The organism is Mycobacterium sp. D16Q16 (assembly GCF_002013745.1).
GTDB lineage: Bacteria > Actinomycetota > Actinomycetes > Mycobacteriales > Mycobacteriaceae > Mycobacterium.
This window is the reverse complement of sequence record NZ_MAEY01000013.1, coordinates 229553-246835: the sequence shown is the minus strand read 5'-3', so window position 1 is coordinate 246835 and position 17283 is coordinate 229553. Positions and strand designations below refer to the sequence as shown.

19 protein-coding genes are annotated in these 17283 nt (G+C 64.0%); 8 read left to right on the top strand and 11 right to left on the bottom strand.

Features of this window, described 5'->3' with window-relative positions:
* Window positions 1-65: 65 nt before the first annotated feature.
* Window positions 66-875: a class I SAM-dependent methyltransferase gene (locus B4394_RS14560; protein ID WP_286142072.1), complete on the bottom strand. Its 810-nt coding sequence runs from the start codon at window positions 873-875 to the stop codon at window positions 66-68.
* Window positions 876-967: 92 nt separating this feature from the next.
* Here B4394_RS14560 and B4394_RS14555 point away from each other — a divergent pair, with 92 nt between their 5' ends.
* The gene (locus tag B4394_RS14555; protein ID WP_078315438.1) at window positions 968-1630 is read left to right on the top strand and encodes a winged helix-turn-helix transcriptional regulator; all 663 of its coding nucleotides are present in this window, start codon (window positions 968-970) and stop codon (window positions 1628-1630) included.
* Here B4394_RS14555 and B4394_RS14550 read toward each other — a convergent pair.
* The 5 genes from B4394_RS14550 to B4394_RS14530 all read right to left on the bottom strand — a co-directional run bounded on the left by B4394_RS14550 (window position 1562) and on the right by B4394_RS14530 (window position 5699).
* Window positions 1562-2320, bottom strand: coding sequence for an ABC transporter permease (locus tag B4394_RS14550; protein ID WP_078315437.1), 759 nt, complete (start codon window positions 2318-2320; stop codon window positions 1562-1564). The two genes, B4394_RS14555 and B4394_RS14550, sit on opposite strands and share 69 nt — an antisense overlap.
* A complete protein-coding gene (locus B4394_RS14545; protein WP_078315525.1) occupies window positions 2317-2970 on the bottom strand; it encodes an ABC transporter permease in 654 nt (217 codons plus the stop codon). The genes B4394_RS14550 and B4394_RS14545 overlap by 4 nt, the downstream gene beginning before the upstream one ends.
* A 1-nt stretch (window position 2971) precedes the next feature.
* The gene (locus B4394_RS14540) at window positions 2972-4078 is read right to left on the bottom strand and encodes an ABC transporter ATP-binding protein (RefSeq protein WP_078315436.1); all 1107 of its coding nucleotides are present in this window, start codon (window positions 4076-4078) and stop codon (window positions 2972-2974) included.
* Between the two features lie 4 nt (window positions 4079-4082).
* Complete coding sequence (locus B4394_RS14535; protein ID WP_078315434.1) at window positions 4083-5015, bottom strand: ABC transporter substrate-binding protein; 933 nt, start codon at window positions 5013-5015, stop codon at window positions 4083-4085.
* 63 nt (window positions 5016-5078) lie between these two features.
* Window positions 5079-5699: a TetR/AcrR family transcriptional regulator gene (locus B4394_RS14530; RefSeq protein ID WP_078311246.1), complete on the bottom strand. Its 621-nt coding sequence runs from the start codon at window positions 5697-5699 to the stop codon at window positions 5079-5081.
* 71 nt (window positions 5700-5770) lie between these two features.
* On the opposite strand from B4394_RS14530, the gene B4394_RS14525 reads away from it, so the two are divergent.
* The 5 genes from B4394_RS14525 to B4394_RS14505 all read left to right on the top strand — a co-directional run bounded on the left by B4394_RS14525 (window position 5771) and on the right by B4394_RS14505 (window position 10221).
* Window positions 5771-6553, top strand: a complete 783-nt coding sequence (locus tag B4394_RS14525; protein ID WP_078311247.1) for an SDR family oxidoreductase — start codon at window positions 5771-5773, stop codon at window positions 6551-6553.
* The gene (locus tag B4394_RS14520; protein ID WP_078311248.1) at window positions 6550-7632 is read left to right on the top strand and encodes an NAD(P)H-dependent amine dehydrogenase family protein; all 1083 of its coding nucleotides are present in this window, start codon (window positions 6550-6552) and stop codon (window positions 7630-7632) included. The genes B4394_RS14525 and B4394_RS14520 overlap by 4 nt, the downstream gene beginning before the upstream one ends.
* 103 nt (window positions 7633-7735) lie before the next feature.
* Window positions 7736-8104, top strand: coding sequence for a LapA family protein (locus tag B4394_RS14515; RefSeq protein ID WP_078311249.1), 369 nt, complete (start codon window positions 7736-7738; stop codon window positions 8102-8104).
* A 7-nt stretch (window positions 8105-8111) separates the two neighbouring features.
* Window positions 8112-8891 carry a hypothetical protein gene (locus B4394_RS14510; protein WP_078311250.1) on the top strand — a complete coding sequence of 260 codons (780 nt, stop codon included), beginning with the start codon at window positions 8112-8114 and terminating at the stop codon, window positions 8889-8891.
* A 19-nt stretch (window positions 8892-8910) separates the two neighbouring features.
* Window positions 8911-10221: a threonine/serine exporter family protein gene (locus B4394_RS14505; RefSeq protein ID WP_286142071.1), complete on the top strand. Its 1311-nt coding sequence runs from the start codon at window positions 8911-8913 to the stop codon at window positions 10219-10221.
* Here B4394_RS14505 and B4394_RS14500 read toward each other — a convergent pair.
* Complete coding sequence (locus tag B4394_RS14500; RefSeq protein WP_078315432.1) at window positions 10211-11446, bottom strand: acyl-CoA dehydrogenase family protein; 1236 nt, start codon at window positions 11444-11446, stop codon at window positions 10211-10213. The two genes, B4394_RS14505 and B4394_RS14500, sit on opposite strands and share 11 nt — an antisense overlap.
* 48 nt (window positions 11447-11494) lie before the next feature.
* Here B4394_RS14500 and B4394_RS14495 point away from each other — a divergent pair, with 48 nt between their 5' ends.
* Together B4394_RS14495 and B4394_RS14490 are read left to right on the top strand one after the other, a co-directional pair.
* The gene (locus B4394_RS14495) at window positions 11495-12178 is read left to right on the top strand and encodes an SHOCT domain-containing protein (RefSeq protein WP_078315431.1); all 684 of its coding nucleotides are present in this window, start codon (window positions 11495-11497) and stop codon (window positions 12176-12178) included.
* Window positions 12179-12195: 17 nt separating this feature from the next.
* Window positions 12196-12879, top strand: a complete 684-nt coding sequence (locus B4394_RS14490; RefSeq protein ID WP_078311253.1) for a histidine phosphatase family protein — start codon at window positions 12196-12198, stop codon at window positions 12877-12879.
* Here B4394_RS14490 and B4394_RS14485 read toward each other — a convergent pair.
* From B4394_RS14485 to B4394_RS14470, 4 genes are all read right to left on the bottom strand, one after another.
* The gene (locus tag B4394_RS14485; RefSeq protein ID WP_139360202.1) at window positions 12876-13385 is read right to left on the bottom strand and encodes a hypothetical protein; all 510 of its coding nucleotides are present in this window, start codon (window positions 13383-13385) and stop codon (window positions 12876-12878) included. The two genes, B4394_RS14490 and B4394_RS14485, sit on opposite strands and share 4 nt — an antisense overlap.
* Window positions 13382-15280: an alpha/beta hydrolase gene (locus tag B4394_RS14480; protein WP_078315429.1), complete on the bottom strand. Its 1899-nt coding sequence runs from the start codon at window positions 15278-15280 to the stop codon at window positions 13382-13384. Before B4394_RS14480 ends, B4394_RS14485 begins: the two co-directional genes overlap by 4 nt.
* Entirely contained in the window at window positions 15280-15573 is a 294-nt protein-coding gene (locus B4394_RS14475; protein ID WP_030096068.1) for a hypothetical protein, read from the bottom strand. The genes B4394_RS14480 and B4394_RS14475 overlap by 1 nt, the downstream gene beginning before the upstream one ends.
* 67 nt (window positions 15574-15640) lie before the next feature.
* Entirely contained in the window at window positions 15641-17230 is a 1590-nt protein-coding gene (locus tag B4394_RS14470; protein ID WP_078311256.1) for a GMC family oxidoreductase, read from the bottom strand.
* Between the last annotated feature and the right edge of the window lie 53 nt (window positions 17231-17283).

Sequence of the window (17283 nt, the reverse complement as noted above, 5' to 3'; positions counted from 1 at the left end):
TTACTCACCCGTCTACCGTAGGCGACCGCGCAAATTGAGCCCCCGTGAGCCCTTTCTGCCTCCAATCACCCCCGCTTGCGTGCGACGTAGAGCAGGTACTCCCAGTCCATCAGCAGTCGTCCGTCGCCGCGATCGTGTCGTCGTGCCAGCTCGACAAGCGCGTCATCGAGTTCGGCGGTCTTGCCCGCGTCATCCGCGATTGCCGCGTAGACGGCGATCGTCGGCCCGTAACAGGCCTTGAAGAAGTCGCGGAACTCCTGCGCGGTGGCGAACCGGTCCACCGTCAGCATCCGCCGCTCCACGGTGACTTCGATGACCCGGTCCGCAAGGAGTGTTCGCACATGGGCCGCGTCTCCCCACAACGGAGGCGGTTGCGCGCCAGGCGGTGGAGCGGCCGCGAACGGTTTCATGGTCGCGAACATCTGGCCGATGAATCCCTGCGGTGTCCAGTTGATCAGGCCGATGGTTCCACCCGGCCGACACACACGGATCAGTTCATCCGCGCTGTCCTGGTGCCGCGGAGCGAACATCACCCCGACACAGGACACCACGACATCGAACTCGTCGTCGCCAAACGGGAGCGCCTGCGCGTCCGCGACCTGCCAATCAATGTCTGCACCGGCCGCGGCGGCCACGGCGCGCCCCGCCTCCAGCAGCTCGGGAGTGAGATCGGAGGCCACCACGTGCGCGCCGGCCCCCGCGGCTGGGATCGCCACGTTCCCGGATCCGGCCGCGACATCCAATACCCGGGCACCGGGGACAACGCCGGATTCCTTGACGAGGACCGGGCCGAGCGACGCAATCACCTCGGAAGCCACCGCGGCGTAGTTGCCCAGGGCCCACAACGAAACTCTTTGGCCTGTCTCTGCGTTCATGTACATACGCTAGAAGGATCACCGCCCCGGGGGCTAGTACAAGATCTGTACTGGGGCTGTTCACCGCGACGTCGGCGGCCTACCGTTCATCCATGGGTGCGTCGTACTACCAATTCTGCCCCGTCGCCAAGGCGATGGAGCTGCTCGACGAGCGCTGGACGCTGCTGATCGTGCGTGAATTACTGTTCGGCAGTGAGCATTTCAACGATATTCGGCGTGGAGTGCCGCGCATGTCTCCGACATTGTTGTCCAAGAGGCTGGATCGGTTGGTGCGTGCCGGAATCGCCGAGCGCCACGACAACCGCTACGTACCCACGGACGCCGGTCGTGAGCTGCGGCCCGTGGTCGAGATGCTGAGCCAGTGGGGAATCCGGTGGATCGGCGAGATCGGGGACGAGGATCTGGACCCCAAGCTGCTGCTCTGGGATATGCGCCGCCACGTCATCGGCAGCGCGGTCCCCGAGGGCCGTACGGTGCTGCATTTCCACTTCGGCGATGTCACGGTCGATAAGCGGCACTGGTGGCTGATCATCACGCCCGAGGCAGCCGACCTCTGCGATGCCGACCCCGGCTTCGACGTGAACATCGGCGTGACGGCCCAGTTGCGCAGCCTTACACGAGTGTGGCGCGGTGACGCCTCATGGTCGGATGCGTTGCGCTCGGGCGAGGTGGCCTTCAACGGGCCATCAGGGTTGTGCCGCGGGCTGCCGGCCTGGTTCGACCCGCCCCTCTACGCCGGTGTCCCCCGGCCCTGAGTCCCCGGTGAGATCGCGCGGAGCCGGGCGCAGCCTTCCGGTGCCCGGGGCCGACAGCCACACCGCAAAGGCAAGAACCGAGTCCAGCAGCAGGGCCAGCGCGGTCACCAGGAGGGCGCCGACCAACGCCAAGTGAAACTGCCGGACCTTGATGCCGTCGATGAGGTACCGGCCCAGCCCGCCGAGACTGGCGTAGGCGGCGACGGTCGCGGTCGCGACGATCTGCAGCGTCGCTGTCCGCAAGCCCGACAGGATGAGCGGTAACGCGTTCGGTATCTCGACACCGAGCAGCACCTGGCGTTCTGTCATCCCCATGGCACGCGCCGCCTCCACCACCGTGCGGTCCACGTTCGCGATCCCTGAATAGGTTCCGGCCAGCAGCGGCGGCACCCCGAGCAGCAGCAATGCGACCGTCGGCGGAACCAGACCCAGACCCCACAGCAGCACACCCAACAGCAGCACACCCAGCGTCGGCAGTGCGCGCAGCGCATTTACCGCGCTGACTACGAGAAACGTGCCGCGGCCGGTGTGCCCGATGATCAGACCTATCGGCACCGCGATGAGCACCGCGGCCAGCAGGGCGATCGCGGTGTACTGCAAGTGCTCACCAATCCGCGTGCCCAGCCCGCTGTTGCCCGTCCAATGGGACGCGGTGAATATGTAGCCGAGCGCATCGGAGAGGAAGTTCACACTGCACCAACGGCTTTCGTTGCTCTGGTCCATGGCGTCGCCGCGCGGCCGAGAACCACCAGGAGCGAATCCACGACGACGGCAAGCAGAAAGATGGCGATGATCCCGGCAACGATCTGGCTGCTCTTGTTGGCCTGGTAACCCTCAGTGAACCAGGTACCCAGGCCGCCAATGCCGATCACCGATCCCACCGAGACCATCGAGATATTGGTGACGGCAACGACTCTCAGGCCCGCCACCAACACCGGTATGGATAGCGGCAACTCAACCCGGACGAGGCGGGCCAACGGCCGATATCCCACGGCGGTGGCCGCATCACGCACCTGTGGGGCAATGGCGTCGAGCGCCTCGGGCACAGCACGGATCAGCAGCGCGGTGGTGTACAGCGTCAGCGCGACCATCACATTGGCCTCGTCGAGTATCCGGGTGGGAATGATGAGGGGTAACGCCACGAACAGAGCCAGCGACGGGATGGTGAACACGATGCTGGCTATCACCGTGGTGATCCGCCGCGCGGTCCGGTGCCGGTGAATCAGTGCGCCACAAGGAATCGCGATGGCCAACCCGATGAGGATGGGTACCAGTGACAGCCGCATGTGGATCAGCGAGAGCTGCCAGGCGTCGCCGAGATGGGTGAAGAGATAACGCATCTCACCGCTGCCCGGTACGGCGTTGCCGATCCAGCGCGATGAGGACGTCATCCCCGCGGACGCCCCCGCGGACGCGGCCGTCCTCATCGGTGGCCACACCCAGCCCCGATGGCGAGGACAGTGCGGCATCGAGAGCCTGCCGCAATGTCCCGTCCGGACCGAATAATGATCCGCCCGCTATCACGCTGTCGTATAACGACTTTCCCGACCGGTAGACCTCCGCCCCGGCATCGTCCATCCAGCCGAATGGTGTGCCATCGGGATTGCAGACAAGCACCCAGCTGCGCGGGGCGATGATGAGGTCGGGGACGTCTGTTTCAAAGATCTGCCTGATCTCGTACAGCGGCAACTCACCCGCCTCGCGGAACTGCAAGCTTCGATAGCCCCGATCACGCCCGATGAACCCGGCGACGAAATCGCTTGCCGGGTTGGATAACACCCGCTCAGGCTCGTCATACTGCTGCAACACCCCGCCGGGCCCGAAGACTGCGACCCTGTCCCCAAGCTTGACGGCCTCGTCGATATCGTGCGTGACAAAGACGATGGTCTTGTTGAGCTCGGCCTGGAGGCGTTGCATCTCGGCCTGCAGGTCATCGCGCACATTCGGGTCGACGGCGCTGAAGGGTTCATCCATCAGCAGGATCGGCGGATCAGCGGCAAGTGCACGCGCCACTCCGACACGTTGTTGCTGCCCGCCTGAGAGCTGTGCCGGGTACCGGCTGGCCAGTTTTGGATCGAGCCCCACCCGTTCCAAAACGTCGAGAGCCGCCTTGCGTGCGGCACGCCGGGATTCGCCGCGCAACACCGGCACTGTCGCAACGTTGTCGACCACACGCTGATGCGGCATCAGGCCGGCGTTCTGGATGACATACCCGATACCCAGCCGCAGTTTGACCGGATCCACCGTCCTGACATCTTCTCCGTCGACGATCAGCACACCGGAAGTGAGGTCGGTCATCCTGTTGATCATCCGCATCGAGGTGGTCTTGCCGCATCCCGACGGCCCCACGAACACCGTGAATGACCCCTCGTCGACGTGCATGGTGAGATCGTCGACCGCGGTAGTCCCGTCGGGGTACTTCTTGGTGACATTCTCGAAGGTGATCACGCGATCAGTTCCCTATCGGTTTGTCGAAACCCTTGTCCGTCAACCACTTCTGCGCAGCCTCCTTGGGGTCGACGCCGTCGTTGCCGGATACCGCAGCGTTGAGCCGGGTAAGATCCTCGGTGGTCAAGCGTGCGGACAGTGCGTCGAGCACCTTCTTCAACTTCTCGGATTTCTTCTGCGCGTTGACCAGCGGCACCAGATTGCCGGCCGGAAAAGTGAACTTGGGGTCGTCCAACACCACCAGATCATGCTCGGCGATGGCCGGCGATGTGCTGAATATGTTGGCCGCGGTGATCGTTCCGTCCAACAACGCCCTGACCGTCGCCGGTCCGCCACCATCGCTGATGGCCACGAACCGCGACTCCGGGATATCCAGACCGTAGTTGGCCTTGAGTCCGGCCAGGCCGACGCTGCGGTGCAGGAACTCCGAGGGCGCACCGACCTTTACCTCCTCCGAGTGGGCCGCGAGGTCGGCGATGGAGTGCAGATTCCAGGCGTCGGCGGTGGCCCTGGTGACGCAGAGCGTGTCCGCGTCCGAGGCCGGCGAGGGCGACAGAATGTCCAGATCGCCGTCGAGCTTGCGCAGCAGCGCCAGCTCGACGTCGTCGGGCTTGGTGGCGGTGGCATCCGGATCGAAGTAGCGCAGCAGATTTCCGGTGTAATCGGCGATGAGATCGATCGAATGGTCCTTGACCGCCGGGATGTACGTCTCGCGGCTACCGATGCCCAGCTGTTTGGTGATGTGAAAGCCGTTGGTCTGCAATATCTGTGCATACAGCTCGGCCACGATCTTCGATTCGGGGAAGTCGGCGGAGCCGACGATCAGCGTATTAAGATCGCCCGAAAGCGGCCCTCCGCCCAGGGGATTGGCACTACCGCAGCCGCTGAAGACAACCGCGGCCATGACGGTGGCGAGGAGTCGTGCGGCCCTGCGCATCCTCCGACAGTAACCGGGCAACCGTCACCTCGCCCGGCTTTACCGTCACGAAGATTCCGGTGGCTAACCCGTAGGCGCCGTGGTTTCCGGACTTCCACCCGGCCCGGCCAAGAGCTCTGGCAAATATTTGATAACCGCCTCCGCCTGCTCATCGGGAAGCAGCTGACGCGCGAGCACATTCGCTCCGATGATCATCAACATCGTGGCGTTGGCCCGATCCCGCGCCTCGTGCTGCCCGATCTCCGGACGCTGTGCGCGCATCACCTGCGACAGGAGTTCGGCACCCGTCTCACCGAAGCTCGCCCACAGCGCCTGCCCTAATTCGGGATCGGTCCGCATCTGGCCGAGAAGGGCGGGGGCGGCCGCGATGACATCCGGCCGTTCGAAGAGTTCGGCTGTGTACGAGCAGGATTCCCGGACCCAGTCGCCAACTCCCGCGGCAGCACTCATCTCCCGGGTGGGAGCGGTCCAACCGAAAACCGCCTCGAACACCAGGTGCGCGCGCGAGGGCCAGCGGCGGTACAGCGCCGGCTTGCCTACACCGGCCCGCTCGGCGATCGCAACCATGGTGGTGGCATCCCACCCCTGCTCCACCAGGAGCTCACGCGCGGCAGCAAGCGCCTTGGTGTCGATATCGGAACTGCGGCGGCGACCCCTGCCCACGGGTAACTCGTCAGTAGTCATTGCAAATAACGGTACACCATGTTACGTATTAAGAAGGTTGGTGGCGTGGGTCACAGACAGAAGGGCAGCCGATGACAGGACTTCTTTCCGGAAAAACGGTGGTGATATCCGGAGTGGGCACCGGGTTGGGCCGGGAGGTCGCGCTCAAGGCGCACCAGGACGGCGCGAATGTGGTGCTCGGCGCGCGGACCCGGGAAAACCTTACGAGCCTCGCGGCCGAACTCGACGACACCGGAGGCACCGCCGCCTGGGCGGTCACCGACATCAACGATGCACAAGCGTGCCAGGGCCTCATCGACACCGCCGTCGAGAGGTTCGGCGCGGTGGACGCATTGGTGAACGTCGCGGCCAAGGAGGACGTGTTCGGCGGTATCGAGGGCGCGGATCTGGCGCAGTGGCAAGCGATGCTCAGCACGAACGTCGTCGGCACACTCCAACTCGTTCAGGTGGCCGTACCGGAGCTGAAGAAGAACGGCGGGTCGGTGGTCTTCATCGGTTCACAATCGGCGTTCCATCCACAGCTGCCCCAGGCCGCATATGCGACGTCCAAGGGAGCCCTACAGAACGCCATGTATCAGCTGGCGAAGGAGCTCGGGCCGCACAAGATTCGGCTCAACATGGTCGTGCCGACATGGATGTACGGGCCACCCATCCAGCTGTACATCGGTCTGGTTGCCCAGCAGCGCGGCATCACCGAAGCGGACGTGCTGGCGGAACTGACGGCCAAGTTCCCCCTGGGCGAGATGCCCGCCGATGAAGACGTCGCCGACGCGGTGGTGTTCTTCGCATCTGATCGGGCACGCATGGTGACCGGGCAGACCCTATTCGTCAACGCAGGAGAGTTCTTCGCATGAGTGATAAGTATCCCGTCATCGTCTGGGGCACAGGGGTTGTCGGCAAGCTGGTGATCCGCGAGCTGTTGGACCATCCGGTATTCGAGCTGGCCGCCGTCCTGGTGCACGATCCGGCCAAGGACGGTGTGGACGTGGGGACCCTGGTCGGCAGCCACCCGATCGGACTGGCGGCCACCACCGATATCGACACCGCGCTGGGCACCGAGGGCACCGTCGCCTACTTCGGGCCGACTGCGCAGTACGCGCTGGAAAACATCGACAACATGTCCCGGGCGCTGCGCAGTGGACACAACGTCGTCTCGACCGCGATGACGCCGTGGGTGTACCCGCAGGTGTGCCCGCCCGAGATGCTGACCGATATCAAGCAGGCCTGTGAGGATGGTCAGACCTCCTGTTTCACCACCGGTATTGACCCCGGCTTCGCGAACGATCTGTTCCCGATGACCCTGCTCGGCGTGGGCGGGCGGGTGGATTCGGTACTGGTGCAAGAGCTTCTGGACTATCAGTACTACAACGGTGATTTCAGCATGCCGATGGGACTGGGTGCGCCCATGGATCAGCCGGCGGTGCTGGAGATCCCCGAGGTGCTGATCCTGGCTTGGGGCCACACCATTCCGATGATCGCCGACGCCGTCGGGGTGAAACTCGACAAGATCGACACCGTCTACGAAAAGTGGGCCACCCCCACCGCCATCGCCTACGGCGCCGAGCCCAACACCGGCACCATCGAGGCCGGGCATTGCGCCGCGGTGCGATTCGAGATCCGCGGCTGGGTAGGCGGCCAGCCGAAGATCGTCATCGAGCACGTCAACCGGATCACCAACGACACCGCGCCGCACTGGCCGCGAGCGCAGTCGGTCGACAATGACGCCTACCGCATCGAGATCAAAGGCAGCCCCAACATCACCCAGGAGACCGTATTCCGTGACGAACGCACCGGTGACGGCGCGATCGGCGGCTGCCTCGCTACCGGGATGCGCGCCATCAACGCGATACCAGCGGTTATCGGCGCTAAACCGGGCTTCCTGACGCCACTAGATTTGCCGTTGATCGCGGGCCAAGGCACTATCCGCGCCTGACCTGCGCCGAGCGTCGGCCTTTCGCGGTATCCACGCGATCTTTTCCGCGAAAGGCCGACCCGGGGCGCTTGCAATCAGCGCCCATGTAGCAAATGATGAACTCATGACCAGCGACCCCGGTACGACTCCGGACTCTCCGGTTGCCGACACATCGATCGACATCCCCGTCGGAGAACAGCCACCGCTGCCCTCCACGAAGCCCACCAAGAAGGAAGACGCGGTCAAGCGGACCCGCGCGGCGGCGACCTGGACAGGCGTCATCCTCGGCCTGTTGATCCTGATTCTGCTGCTGGTGTTCATCCTGCAGAACCTGACGGACACGACTACCCACTTCCTCGCGTGGGAGATCCAGATGCCTCTGGGCATCACCGTGTTATTCGCGGCCATCACCGGTGCAGCGCTCACCGCCCTGGTCGGTGGGGTGCGAATCATCCAGCTGCGGCGCGCGGCGAAGAAGAACCTGAAGGCCTAAGAGCCGGTTGGGCCTCTACGACTGCAACTGTCAGGTCTCTGGAGTCAGTCTGCTGTATCAGGATGCCGTGTTGGTGATCCTGAGGCGAGCCGGTAAGCGCTTCACACCAATCACGTTGGGCCTCCGCGGCTCCTACAATATGGCGGGTGCGGTCAGCGCAAAGGAGGATCTGAATACCAAACTGGTCCTGAACTACTTCATCGACCGGTTTGAAGACGGAACCTTCCTCGCCGCGGATGACACCACGCGTCCCGAGTACCGGCTGCCACCCACACGAGACAACATCCAGTCACTTATCGACGTCATCGAGCGCACCACAACATGCTCTGAAGTGAACACCTCTTACGGGCCCAACGGTGGCGGGCATAAACCATCCACATTGCTCGATGATGATTTCGTCGTGCATGCACTGATCGCTCAACCCGTGTGGGATGCGATTTCAGCGCATCACAAAGGACCAGAACGACCCACCGAAGCACAATTCACAAGCGTCTTCACCGACCCTGCGGCCGGGCAGATTTATGCAGGCCATATTCCCGAGCTCAGCACAGAGATACACGAACTTGCCAGCGTCGACTTGTTTCTCGAAGAGCATGGGATGGCCTGGACGCCGCCCGGCTCACTGGCCTGTCGCTACCCCAGCAGCTATGACGACCACGAGGACGAGCAGGTACACGACTGGCTGAACCGCGCCCGCGCGGACTATCACGCCCTTCCCTGGATGCTCGCGGCGATCGATGAATGCTCTGCTGTGTTTGAAAGCCAGGTACGCGAGTTGGACGATTAGGCCGTTTCACCCAACGTTGATGAACGTCTGCCTGGACAATATGGCCGTGGCCACGTTCTCCGCGCTTGTCCGGAAAGCTCTCAAGGACAAGCCCATACCACTGGCTGACGCGAAGCATTTCGACGACGCCGAGGTTGTCACGATGCTGCGGATGCTCGGCATCGCGATGCTCGAGGTCGGTCAGCCCACAAACCTGGTGTTGGCCAAATTGCACGATATCGCACCGCAATACACCGATAAGGAGCTACGCGCCGTCGTCCTGCCCACGGTGCTGATCATCCAGATCGACGGCGTGACCGGGCAGCTGGAAGTGGAGGAATCCACCCGCAGCACAGCACAGTTGGACCAGGCCGGCCATATCGACACCATCGCCGACATGGCCTCCGCCGGGGCGATCGCACCAGCGGAGGCCATCGCAAGAATCTACGAGATCCGCTGTTTGAAACCACGTTTCGGGACCATCCTCACCGTCGTCGGGCACACCATTCTGACCCTCGGCTTCGGACTCGCGCTGGCGCCGACCTCCTCGGCACTGCCCGCCTACCTGGTACTGGGACTGATCGTCGGCGTGCTGATGTTGGCGACCAATCCCATGCCCACCCTGGCCGCCACGATGCCCGCCGTGGCCGCCTTTGTGGTGACGGTGATCAGCACCTTCATCGTCGCGAATGTGCCCAGCGAGGGTCTTGCCCGAGTGGTGGCGCCGGCTCTGATCGCCGTGCTCCCCGGAGTGACCCTCACCATCGGAGCGTTAGAGCTAACGAGTACCCAGCTGATGGCCGGGTCCACCCGCATCGTGTACGGCATCGCACAGCTGATGCTGTTGGCGTTCGGCGTGGTCATCGGTGTGAAAGTGGCTGGGCCCCTGGAGCCCTCTTCACTGGGGCCGCCGCTGGGCAGCTGGACGATCGCGCTGGCGGTACCGGTGATCGCGGTGGGGTTCTACCTGTACAAGTCCGCACCGCGCGGATCGCTCATCTGGCTGATTATGGCGATCGGCGTCGCCATGTTGGGACAGCGACTCGGCGGCCTGTTCCTGGCACCGGCGATGACCGGCTTCATCGGGGCGGTCGCCGTCGTTCCCTTCGCCCTGTTCGCGGCGCGATTCAAGGGCGCGCCTTCCGCAATCGTGTTGCTACTGGCCGCTTTCTGGTGCCTGGTGCCAGGCGCGTTGAGCTTCGTGAATGTCAGCGAGGTCGCTGCCACCGGACATGCCAACCTCACCGCGCTGCTCGACACCTGCATGGCGATCTTCTCGATCGCACTGGGACTCTTGGTAGGAGCGAGCCTGCACCGCGGTATGCGTTACGCGCTCACCATCAGTCGGTAGCGAATTTGGCCAGTTCGATCCGGGCCACCACACCGCGATGCACCTCGTCGGGACCGTCGGCAAGCCGTAGCGCACGGGCGTTCACCCAGGCCGCCGCCAACGGGAAATCATGGGAAAGCCCCCCGCCGCCATGGATTTGGATCGCCATGTCGATGATTTGTTGAGCCATATTCGGTGCGGCCACCTTGATCTCCGAGACTGCCGACAACGCACCCATGATGCCCACGGTGTCCAGCAGCCAGGCGGCGTGCAGTACCAGCAACCGGGTCTGGTTGATCGCGATCCGGGCGTCGGCGATGCGCTCGCGGTTTCCGCCCAGGTTCACCAACGGTTTTCCGAACGCGGTGCGGTCCAGTCCGCGCCGGCACGCGTGCTCCAGCGCCACCTCGGCCAGGCCGATCAGGCGCATCGCATGATGCACCCGGCCCGGTCCCAGCCGTCCCTGGGCGATCTCGAATCCCTTGCCCGGTCCCGCGATGAAGGCATCCACGGGCAGCCGCACATTCTCGAAGGACACCACGCCGTGGCCACCCGGCTCGTCGTAGAACCCCATCGTCGGCAGCATCCGTTCGATGGTGACGCCCGGGGTGTCCATCGGGACCAGCACCATCGAGTGGCGCGCGTACCGATGCGCGGCGGGGTCCGTCAGCCCCATGAAGATGATCACCTTGCAATCAGGATGACCGACGCCGGTGCTCCACCACTTGCGGCCGTTGATCACCACCTCGTCACCGTCGACGACGGCGGTAGCCGCCATGTTCGTGGCATCGGAGGACGCGACATCGGGCTCGGTCATGCAGAAGGCAGACCGGATATCGCCCTCCAGCAGCGGTTCGAGCCAGACCTCCTTCTGCTCCTGGCTACCGTATCGGTGTAGCACTTCCATGTTCCCGGAATCTGGTGCGTTGCAGTTGAATACGGTGGGCGCGAAGAGCGATCGGCCCATCTGCTCGGCCAGCGGCGCGTACTCGGAGTTGGACAGCCCGCCACCCAACTCCGGATCTGGCAGGAAGAGGTTCCACAGCCCCGCCGCGCGCGCCTTCGCTTTCAACGCGTCCAGCTCCGGAGGGACAGCCCAGAGCTCAGCCGTCGTGCCGGCGCGCGCACCCAGCAGCCGGTCATGATGGGCCAGCACCGCGCGCTCCACCGGCATGATCTCCGTGTCGATGAACTCCCGGACGGCGGCGGTCAGTTCAGCGGCGCGGGCAGAGGGGGCGAAGTCCATCTGTCCGATGCTAGGGCGGTTGGCGCGGCACGTGACAGACTTCGGCACATGAGCATGCGCCGGGCCTCGGTACTGACTCTCACCACGATGACCATCGGCGGGGTTATCGGCATCATCGTGTCCCTCATCCTGAACGTGTTCGTGTTCGATGAGTACGACGCCTACGGCGAGGTGAAGATCCCGGGCAACACGCGGCTGGAACTGCCGGCCGGCGAGGTGACCATCAGCTTCCGCTCCTGGGTGTCCGGCGACAACGGGCTGCTCATCCCCCAGCTTGGCCTGTCCATCTTTCCTCCCGACGGGGTGGCAGAACCCCAGGTCCGCGAGAGCATTGGCAGCTCGACAACGGTGAACGGCGATGCCCACCGCCGGGTGTGGGTCGCGCAGATCTCCGCCGCCGGTACGTACGACGTGCAGGTCGAGGGCGAGGTCAACGGGTTCGTCAATCCACGCCTCGCCTTCGGCCACGGCAGCCCGTATTGGCCTCTCACCTGGGGCTTCGCCGGATTGTTCGGGGCCGCGGCGCTGGGCTGGATCGCCTATCTGCTGACGAGATCACGGACTGTCCGCCCATCACCCCCGGTAACCGCACAGCCGGGCACATCCTATGAACCCACTGATGATGGAATTCGCATTGAGCAACTCAAATCTCTTGCTGCCCTGCGTGATTCCGGCGCGTTGACCGATGCGGAGTTCGAGTCAGAGAAGCGGCGACTCCTCGACGGCGGCTAGTCGATACGATTCCCTGTATGGGCGTCATCTACCTGGTCCGGCATGGCCAGGCTGCCAACTACTCCAGCAGCCCCGATAGCCCGTTGACCGGCGCCGGACAGCGACAGGCCGACGCCGTGGCGGCCGAGCTGGCTCGCCGCGGCCTCAGTGGCGCCCGGCTCCTGCATGGCGGGATGAAGCGGCAACGGCAGACCGGTGAGGCCATCGCGGTCGCTCTGGGATCCGAGCCGCAACAGGACGAGCGTTGGGATGAGTACGACTACAAGGAGATTGTCGGCAACTCGCGGATGCGCCGCCTCGCGTCGGTCAACACCGTCAAGAGCCTGGCCAAAGGTGACACCCAGGCCATTCTGGAAGACGGCCTGGCGAAATGGGCAAGCACCGATTCATCCGGTGGCTACGCAGAGAGCTACACCCGCTTCCAGCAGCGCGTGCTGGCCGCCATGGCCGATGCCGCCAAGCGCGACGGTGACACCGTGGTGGCCACGTCCGCCGGAGTCATCGGGATGATCGTCGCGGACCTCTGGGCCACAGATAGCGGCGGGCGCGTATCGAATTGGCTTACCGCACAACGTGTTGTCATCAACTCGTCGATCACCTCGCTGGTCAACGGCAAGCGCGGCGTGAGCCTGCTCGCCTTCAACGACCACACCCATCTGATCGGCGATGGCGGCAACCGGGATTTGGTGACCTACCGCTAGTCCTCGTTGGCGCAGGGGGACGACGCGGTGACCACATACACGTGGACCCCATTGCCGCGCACGTCTTCACGTGCGCTCACGATGTAGCCGGCATCATCACGATAGGTCCGGCTGTTGTGCGGCTCGGGCTCCGGCCGCTTGCTTTCTTGGCGGCGAAATCCCTTGCCCGACAGTGATTCGAGGCGATCCAGCACGCCAGAGATCAGCTCCGGAGTGGGGTCTGCGAAATCGCGCTGCAGACGCAACCACCACGGCGGGCCCTCCGGGAGGGCCGAGTTGTAGCTCGTCCGGCAGCCCATCCGCTCGACGTCGTTGACGCCCGGCTGCACCTTCTCCGCCGTGACGAACGCCAGATTCTCGGCCGTGACCCGCAGCGCTTCGGACATCTTTACCGACGTGGGTTCCATGCTCTTACTGCCTCCTTGCTCACTGTCCGCACCGAAATTGCACGAAACCGCAACCAGCATCGTCAATCCCGCCACTGCGGCCGTCCATGCGCGCCTCATCGAACCTGCACCTTCCGGCCAAGGCCCGGATTGTCCGTAACATGCGGATTGCCGTAAGGGTCTTCCCATTTGGGATTGGTCGGCAGCGTGAATGGGCCGATCTTGGCCCCGGACAGCCACTGATCGCCGTACGCCTTGGCGATGTCCTTCACCGACTCGTTCAAGCTGCTGTCGTCCCCGAGGTTGATGTCGACATTGTTCGACTCAATGCCGCGTTCGACATAGGAGGTCACCTCGCCGCCCTTGATCACATTCGCCATGTTCTGGAACGCATCGGACTTCGGATCATCCCAGTAGCTACCGTGCCCATTCGGGCCGAACACCACCTGACCGGGATGATTCTTGTTCTCGTCGCTGTAGTAGCCGGTATCGAGACGGGTGACTCCGGGAATCGAATCTGGGTCTCCGCCAAGCGGATTACCCGCATGCGGGTTACCGATATCGCCGTCCGGAGCCCGCGGAATCACCGGCGGAAGGTCCAGATTGACCCCGGGAAACGGAGAGAATCGAGTGGGGATATCGCTGTCTCGTGGCGCAAGTTGTGCGGCACCGATGAGGTCGCCGGGCGCGGTCATGGAGAACCGCTGGACATTTGGATTGGGGTTGTGCCACTCGGTGCTGAGGATGCCTGTGCCCGCGGACGATGCGTACAACACGCGGTCGGCGCGTAGTCCCATCTGTTCTGCTGTGCCGACAACGGATCCGCCGTACGAGTGCCCAATGTAGGTAGTGGGCGTACCGGGCGCCTGCCGGGCGACCTCCGCGTCGAGCTCCTTGCCGAACGAGACGAGCTGCGGTGCCATCGCCAATCCGTACGACGGGTCGGTCGCCTTGTCCAGCCCCTGTGGAAAATCGTTCTCCATATAGAGGAAGACCGGCGACCCGCTCTGTTTCGCCAGATTGACGGCCGAATCGTGGTTGTTTCTACTGCCGTTGAGGTTGGTATTGGTGCCAGGGACATAGACCCCGACACCCGGCGCCCCAGGTTTGAGGTCGCCGATCTGTTCGATCATCCGGCCGTTGCCCTCCGTGGAGAACATGACGAACTTGCGATCGACCTTGAAGTCGGCGGGGGAACCTCCGGCAGGAACCGTCGCGAACGGGTCATCCATGGGAGCGAGCATCGCCCTGAGCTGATCGACCCGCGCCTGATCGGGCGTGGGCCTCTGCAGTTCGTCGATGAGTGCGCTCCTGATATTGATCTCATTGGCGTCCGCACGAACATCGAAGGGCACCCCGTTGGTGTTCCCCATGAACTCGGGGTCGGCGATGACCATCTGATGCACCGTCTCGGGGGGCAGCCCTTCCAGGAACGCACGACGCTCTTCCTCGGACATGCCACGCACCCGGTCGACGAGCGCGTCGGGATCGATCTTCTCCCCCGTCGGCAACGTGACGTCCTGCTGCCCGTCGCGCATGGCGTCCAGATCGTTGACGGCTTCCCGCAGCTTCCTGCCGTACATCTCGTCCAGCCGAGCCACCTCGTCCAGACCCGCCTGAATCCTGCGCTGGTGGTCGGCGGCGGCCTGTGCCTTCGTCGAATCCGGGTGGCTGACCTCTCCGGTATCGGTAACCGTGAATCCCTCGGCGACAGCGGCGTCCACGTCCTGAAGCGTGTACTCCTTGGCGTGCTTGAGTGTTCGTCCCGCATCCTCGGCATCATCGGATAACCGGTTCAGGACATTCCGGACCTCCCGACCGTGGTCCAGCTCCTGGTCGACCTTGGACCGCGCCGCATCGTGCGTCTTGCCAAACCAGCCCGAGGCATCGTTGAACACACGGTCGCACGAGTCCAACGACGCGTCCAGCGTCTGGGCGTTGTCGCGAGCGATGTCAGCAGCCTTGCTGAGCGCGTCAAGATTCCAGCCCCGGAGTGCACTGATCGTCGGGCGCATCAGCGTGGCTTGAGCGCGTCGAACGACGTGGCGGTCTTCTCGTCTTGCGCCGTCACATTGGTGGCGAAGGTATCGACAAGCCCGGCCATATCCGAGAATCGGCGGGCAATCGAGGACATCGCCTTGATTCCGGGGGATGCGGTATCGCGGATGGCGGCCAGCACTTCACTTCCCGAACCCGAAGCGTCCTGAAATGAGGTCCACGGCATGTCGTTGATGTGCAGCGTCTCACCCAGCCACGTCTTGGAAATGGCCGCGAGTTCCTCGGTCCGGACACCGAACTCGTCGCTCATGATTTCCCTCCGCTAACTCCTCATCGATGACTCTATCCAGTCAGACGTTCGGAGACGCGGATCGGTTTCATGCTTGTGGAGAAAGAATCAAATCGGCAGCCTTCTCGCCGAGCAACACCGAGGGAGCATGCGTGTGACCACGGATGAGGCTCGGAATCACCGACGCATCGACCACCCGCAGTCCCCGCACACCACGCACGGTGAGATCCGGAGCAACCACGCTGGCCTCGTCCGTCCCCATCCGGCAGGTAGCGACAGGGTGATACAGCGTGTGTGAGTTGTTCTCCAGCGCGGCCACGAGTGTCTCCTCCAGGTTGTCGCTGGGATTTCTCGGTCGCAGGATCTTGCCGAGTATCGCCCGCATCGACGGCGTCTCGGCGATGCGGGCGGTGGTCCGCAGTCCGAACATCATGGCGGCGCGGTCCTGTCCGGCGGCATCGCTCAGGTAGCGCGGATCGATGCGCGGCTTGGCCAGCGGGTCCGGTGAGGTCAGGGTGATCGCGCCGCTGCTCTCCGGTTTGAGCAGAATCGGGCCCATCACGATGGCGTGCTCGGTGGCCTCACCCAGGCCTTCGTCGAAGAACGGTGCGGGCGCGAAGATCAGCTCCAGGTCGGGTAGCGCGAGATCGGCCCGGCTGCGCAGGAATCCGTATGCTTCCCCGACATTTGAGGTGAGCATGCCGCGATGGCGCAGGAAGTAGTTGGCGAGCTGCAGCGGTTTTTCCGCGCCGTAGAGCGAGTCGGATTCCACCGCATAGCCCACCGGGCAACACAGGTGATCGAGCAGATTCTGGCCGACCTGCGGGGCATCGACAATCACGTCGATACCAAGCTCGGCAAGGCGCTGGGCATCACCGATCCCCGAAAGCATCAGCAGCTGAGGGGAATTGATGGCACCGCCGCTCAGAATCACCTCGCGCCGGGCTCGCACGGTATGGGTGATGCCGTCACGTACATACTCGACACCGATGGCTCTGGCGCCATCGAACAGCACCCGGCGTACCTGGGCCTCCGTGACCACATTCAGGTTGCGCCGCCGCAGGCCGGGTTTGAGGTAACCGTCCGCGGTGCTCCACCGGCGGCCGCCGCTCTGGCACACCATGGTTTCCGAGAACCCCTTGGGTTCAGGAGTATTGGCCCGCTCGACATCAAATCCGGCCTCTTTGACGGCCTCCAGCCACGCCGCGGTGCTGGAGCGGGGGCTGCGCTGTTTGGAGATCTTCAGCGCGCCCTCGGTGCCCTCGTCACTTTCGGTCGCGCCCTCCACCGTCTCGATGCGCTTGAAGTAGGGCGCGACATTCGCGAACGACCATTGATCGCCGGCGACAGCTGCCCAGTCGTCATAGTCGGCCGCGAATCCACGCACCCACATCATCGCGTTCATGGAGGACGAGCCGCCCAGCGTTTTTCCTCGCGGCCAATAGATCTGGCGGTTGTTCAGCTGGGGCTGCGGCTCGGTGAGATAGTCCCAGTCGACATCGCTGCGGAACAGCTTCGAGAATGCGGCGGGAATGTGAATTCCCATGTCCTTGTCCTTGGGGCCCGCTTCCAACACCAGCACCTGATCGTTGGTGCGTTCGGAGAGCCGGGTGGCCAGCGGCGCCCCCGCCGATCCCGCGCCCACGATGACGTAGTCAGCTGCCAAGTCCTCAACCATGTGGGGGACGGTAGCGGACTGGACACCGCGCCGGGAAGCTTCTGGTACGGGAC

Coding starts and splice junctions, on each gene's coding strand:
- B4394_RS14560 (WP_286142072.1), bottom strand. CDS start 875: ATGAACGCAGAGACAGGCCAAAGAGTTTCGTTGTGGGCCCTGGGCAAC.
- B4394_RS14555 (WP_078315438.1), top strand. CDS start 968: ATGGGTGCGTCGTACTACCAATTCTGCCCCGTCGCCAAGGCGATGGAG.
- B4394_RS14545 (WP_078315525.1), bottom strand. CDS start 2,970: ATGCGTTATCTCTTCACCCATCTCGGCGACGCCTGGCAGCTCTCGCTG.
- B4394_RS14535 (WP_078315434.1), bottom strand. CDS start 5,015: ATGCGCAGGGCCGCACGACTCCTCGCCACCGTCATGGCCGCGGTTGTC.
- B4394_RS14530 (WP_078311246.1), bottom strand. CDS start 5,699: ATGACTACTGACGAGTTACCCGTGGGCAGGGGTCGCCGCCGCAGTTCC.
- B4394_RS14525 (WP_078311247.1), top strand. CDS start 5,771: ATGACAGGACTTCTTTCCGGAAAAACGGTGGTGATATCCGGAGTGGGC.
- B4394_RS14520 (WP_078311248.1), top strand. CDS start 6,550: ATGAGTGATAAGTATCCCGTCATCGTCTGGGGCACAGGGGTTGTCGGC.
- B4394_RS14515 (WP_078311249.1), top strand. CDS start 7,736: ATGACCAGCGACCCCGGTACGACTCCGGACTCTCCGGTTGCCGACACA.
- B4394_RS14505 (WP_286142071.1), top strand. CDS start 8,911: ATGAACGTCTGCCTGGACAATATGGCCGTGGCCACGTTCTCCGCGCTT.
- B4394_RS14500 (WP_078315432.1), bottom strand. CDS start 11,446: ATGGACTTCGCCCCCTCTGCCCGCGCCGCTGAACTGACCGCCGCCGTC.
- B4394_RS14495 (WP_078315431.1), top strand. CDS start 11,495: ATGAGCATGCGCCGGGCCTCGGTACTGACTCTCACCACGATGACCATC.
- B4394_RS14490 (WP_078311253.1), top strand. CDS start 12,196: ATGGGCGTCATCTACCTGGTCCGGCATGGCCAGGCTGCCAACTACTCC.
- B4394_RS14485 (WP_139360202.1), bottom strand. CDS start 13,385: ATGAGGCGCGCATGGACGGCCGCAGTGGCGGGATTGACGATGCTGGTT.
- B4394_RS14480 (WP_078315429.1), bottom strand. CDS start 15,280: ATGCGCCCGACGATCAGTGCACTCCGGGGCTGGAATCTTGACGCGCTC.
- B4394_RS14475 (WP_030096068.1), bottom strand. CDS start 15,573: ATGAGCGACGAGTTCGGTGTCCGGACCGAGGAACTCGCGGCCATTTCC.
- B4394_RS14470 (WP_078311256.1), bottom strand. CDS start 17,230: ATGGTTGAGGACTTGGCAGCTGACTACGTCATCGTGGGCGCGGGATCG.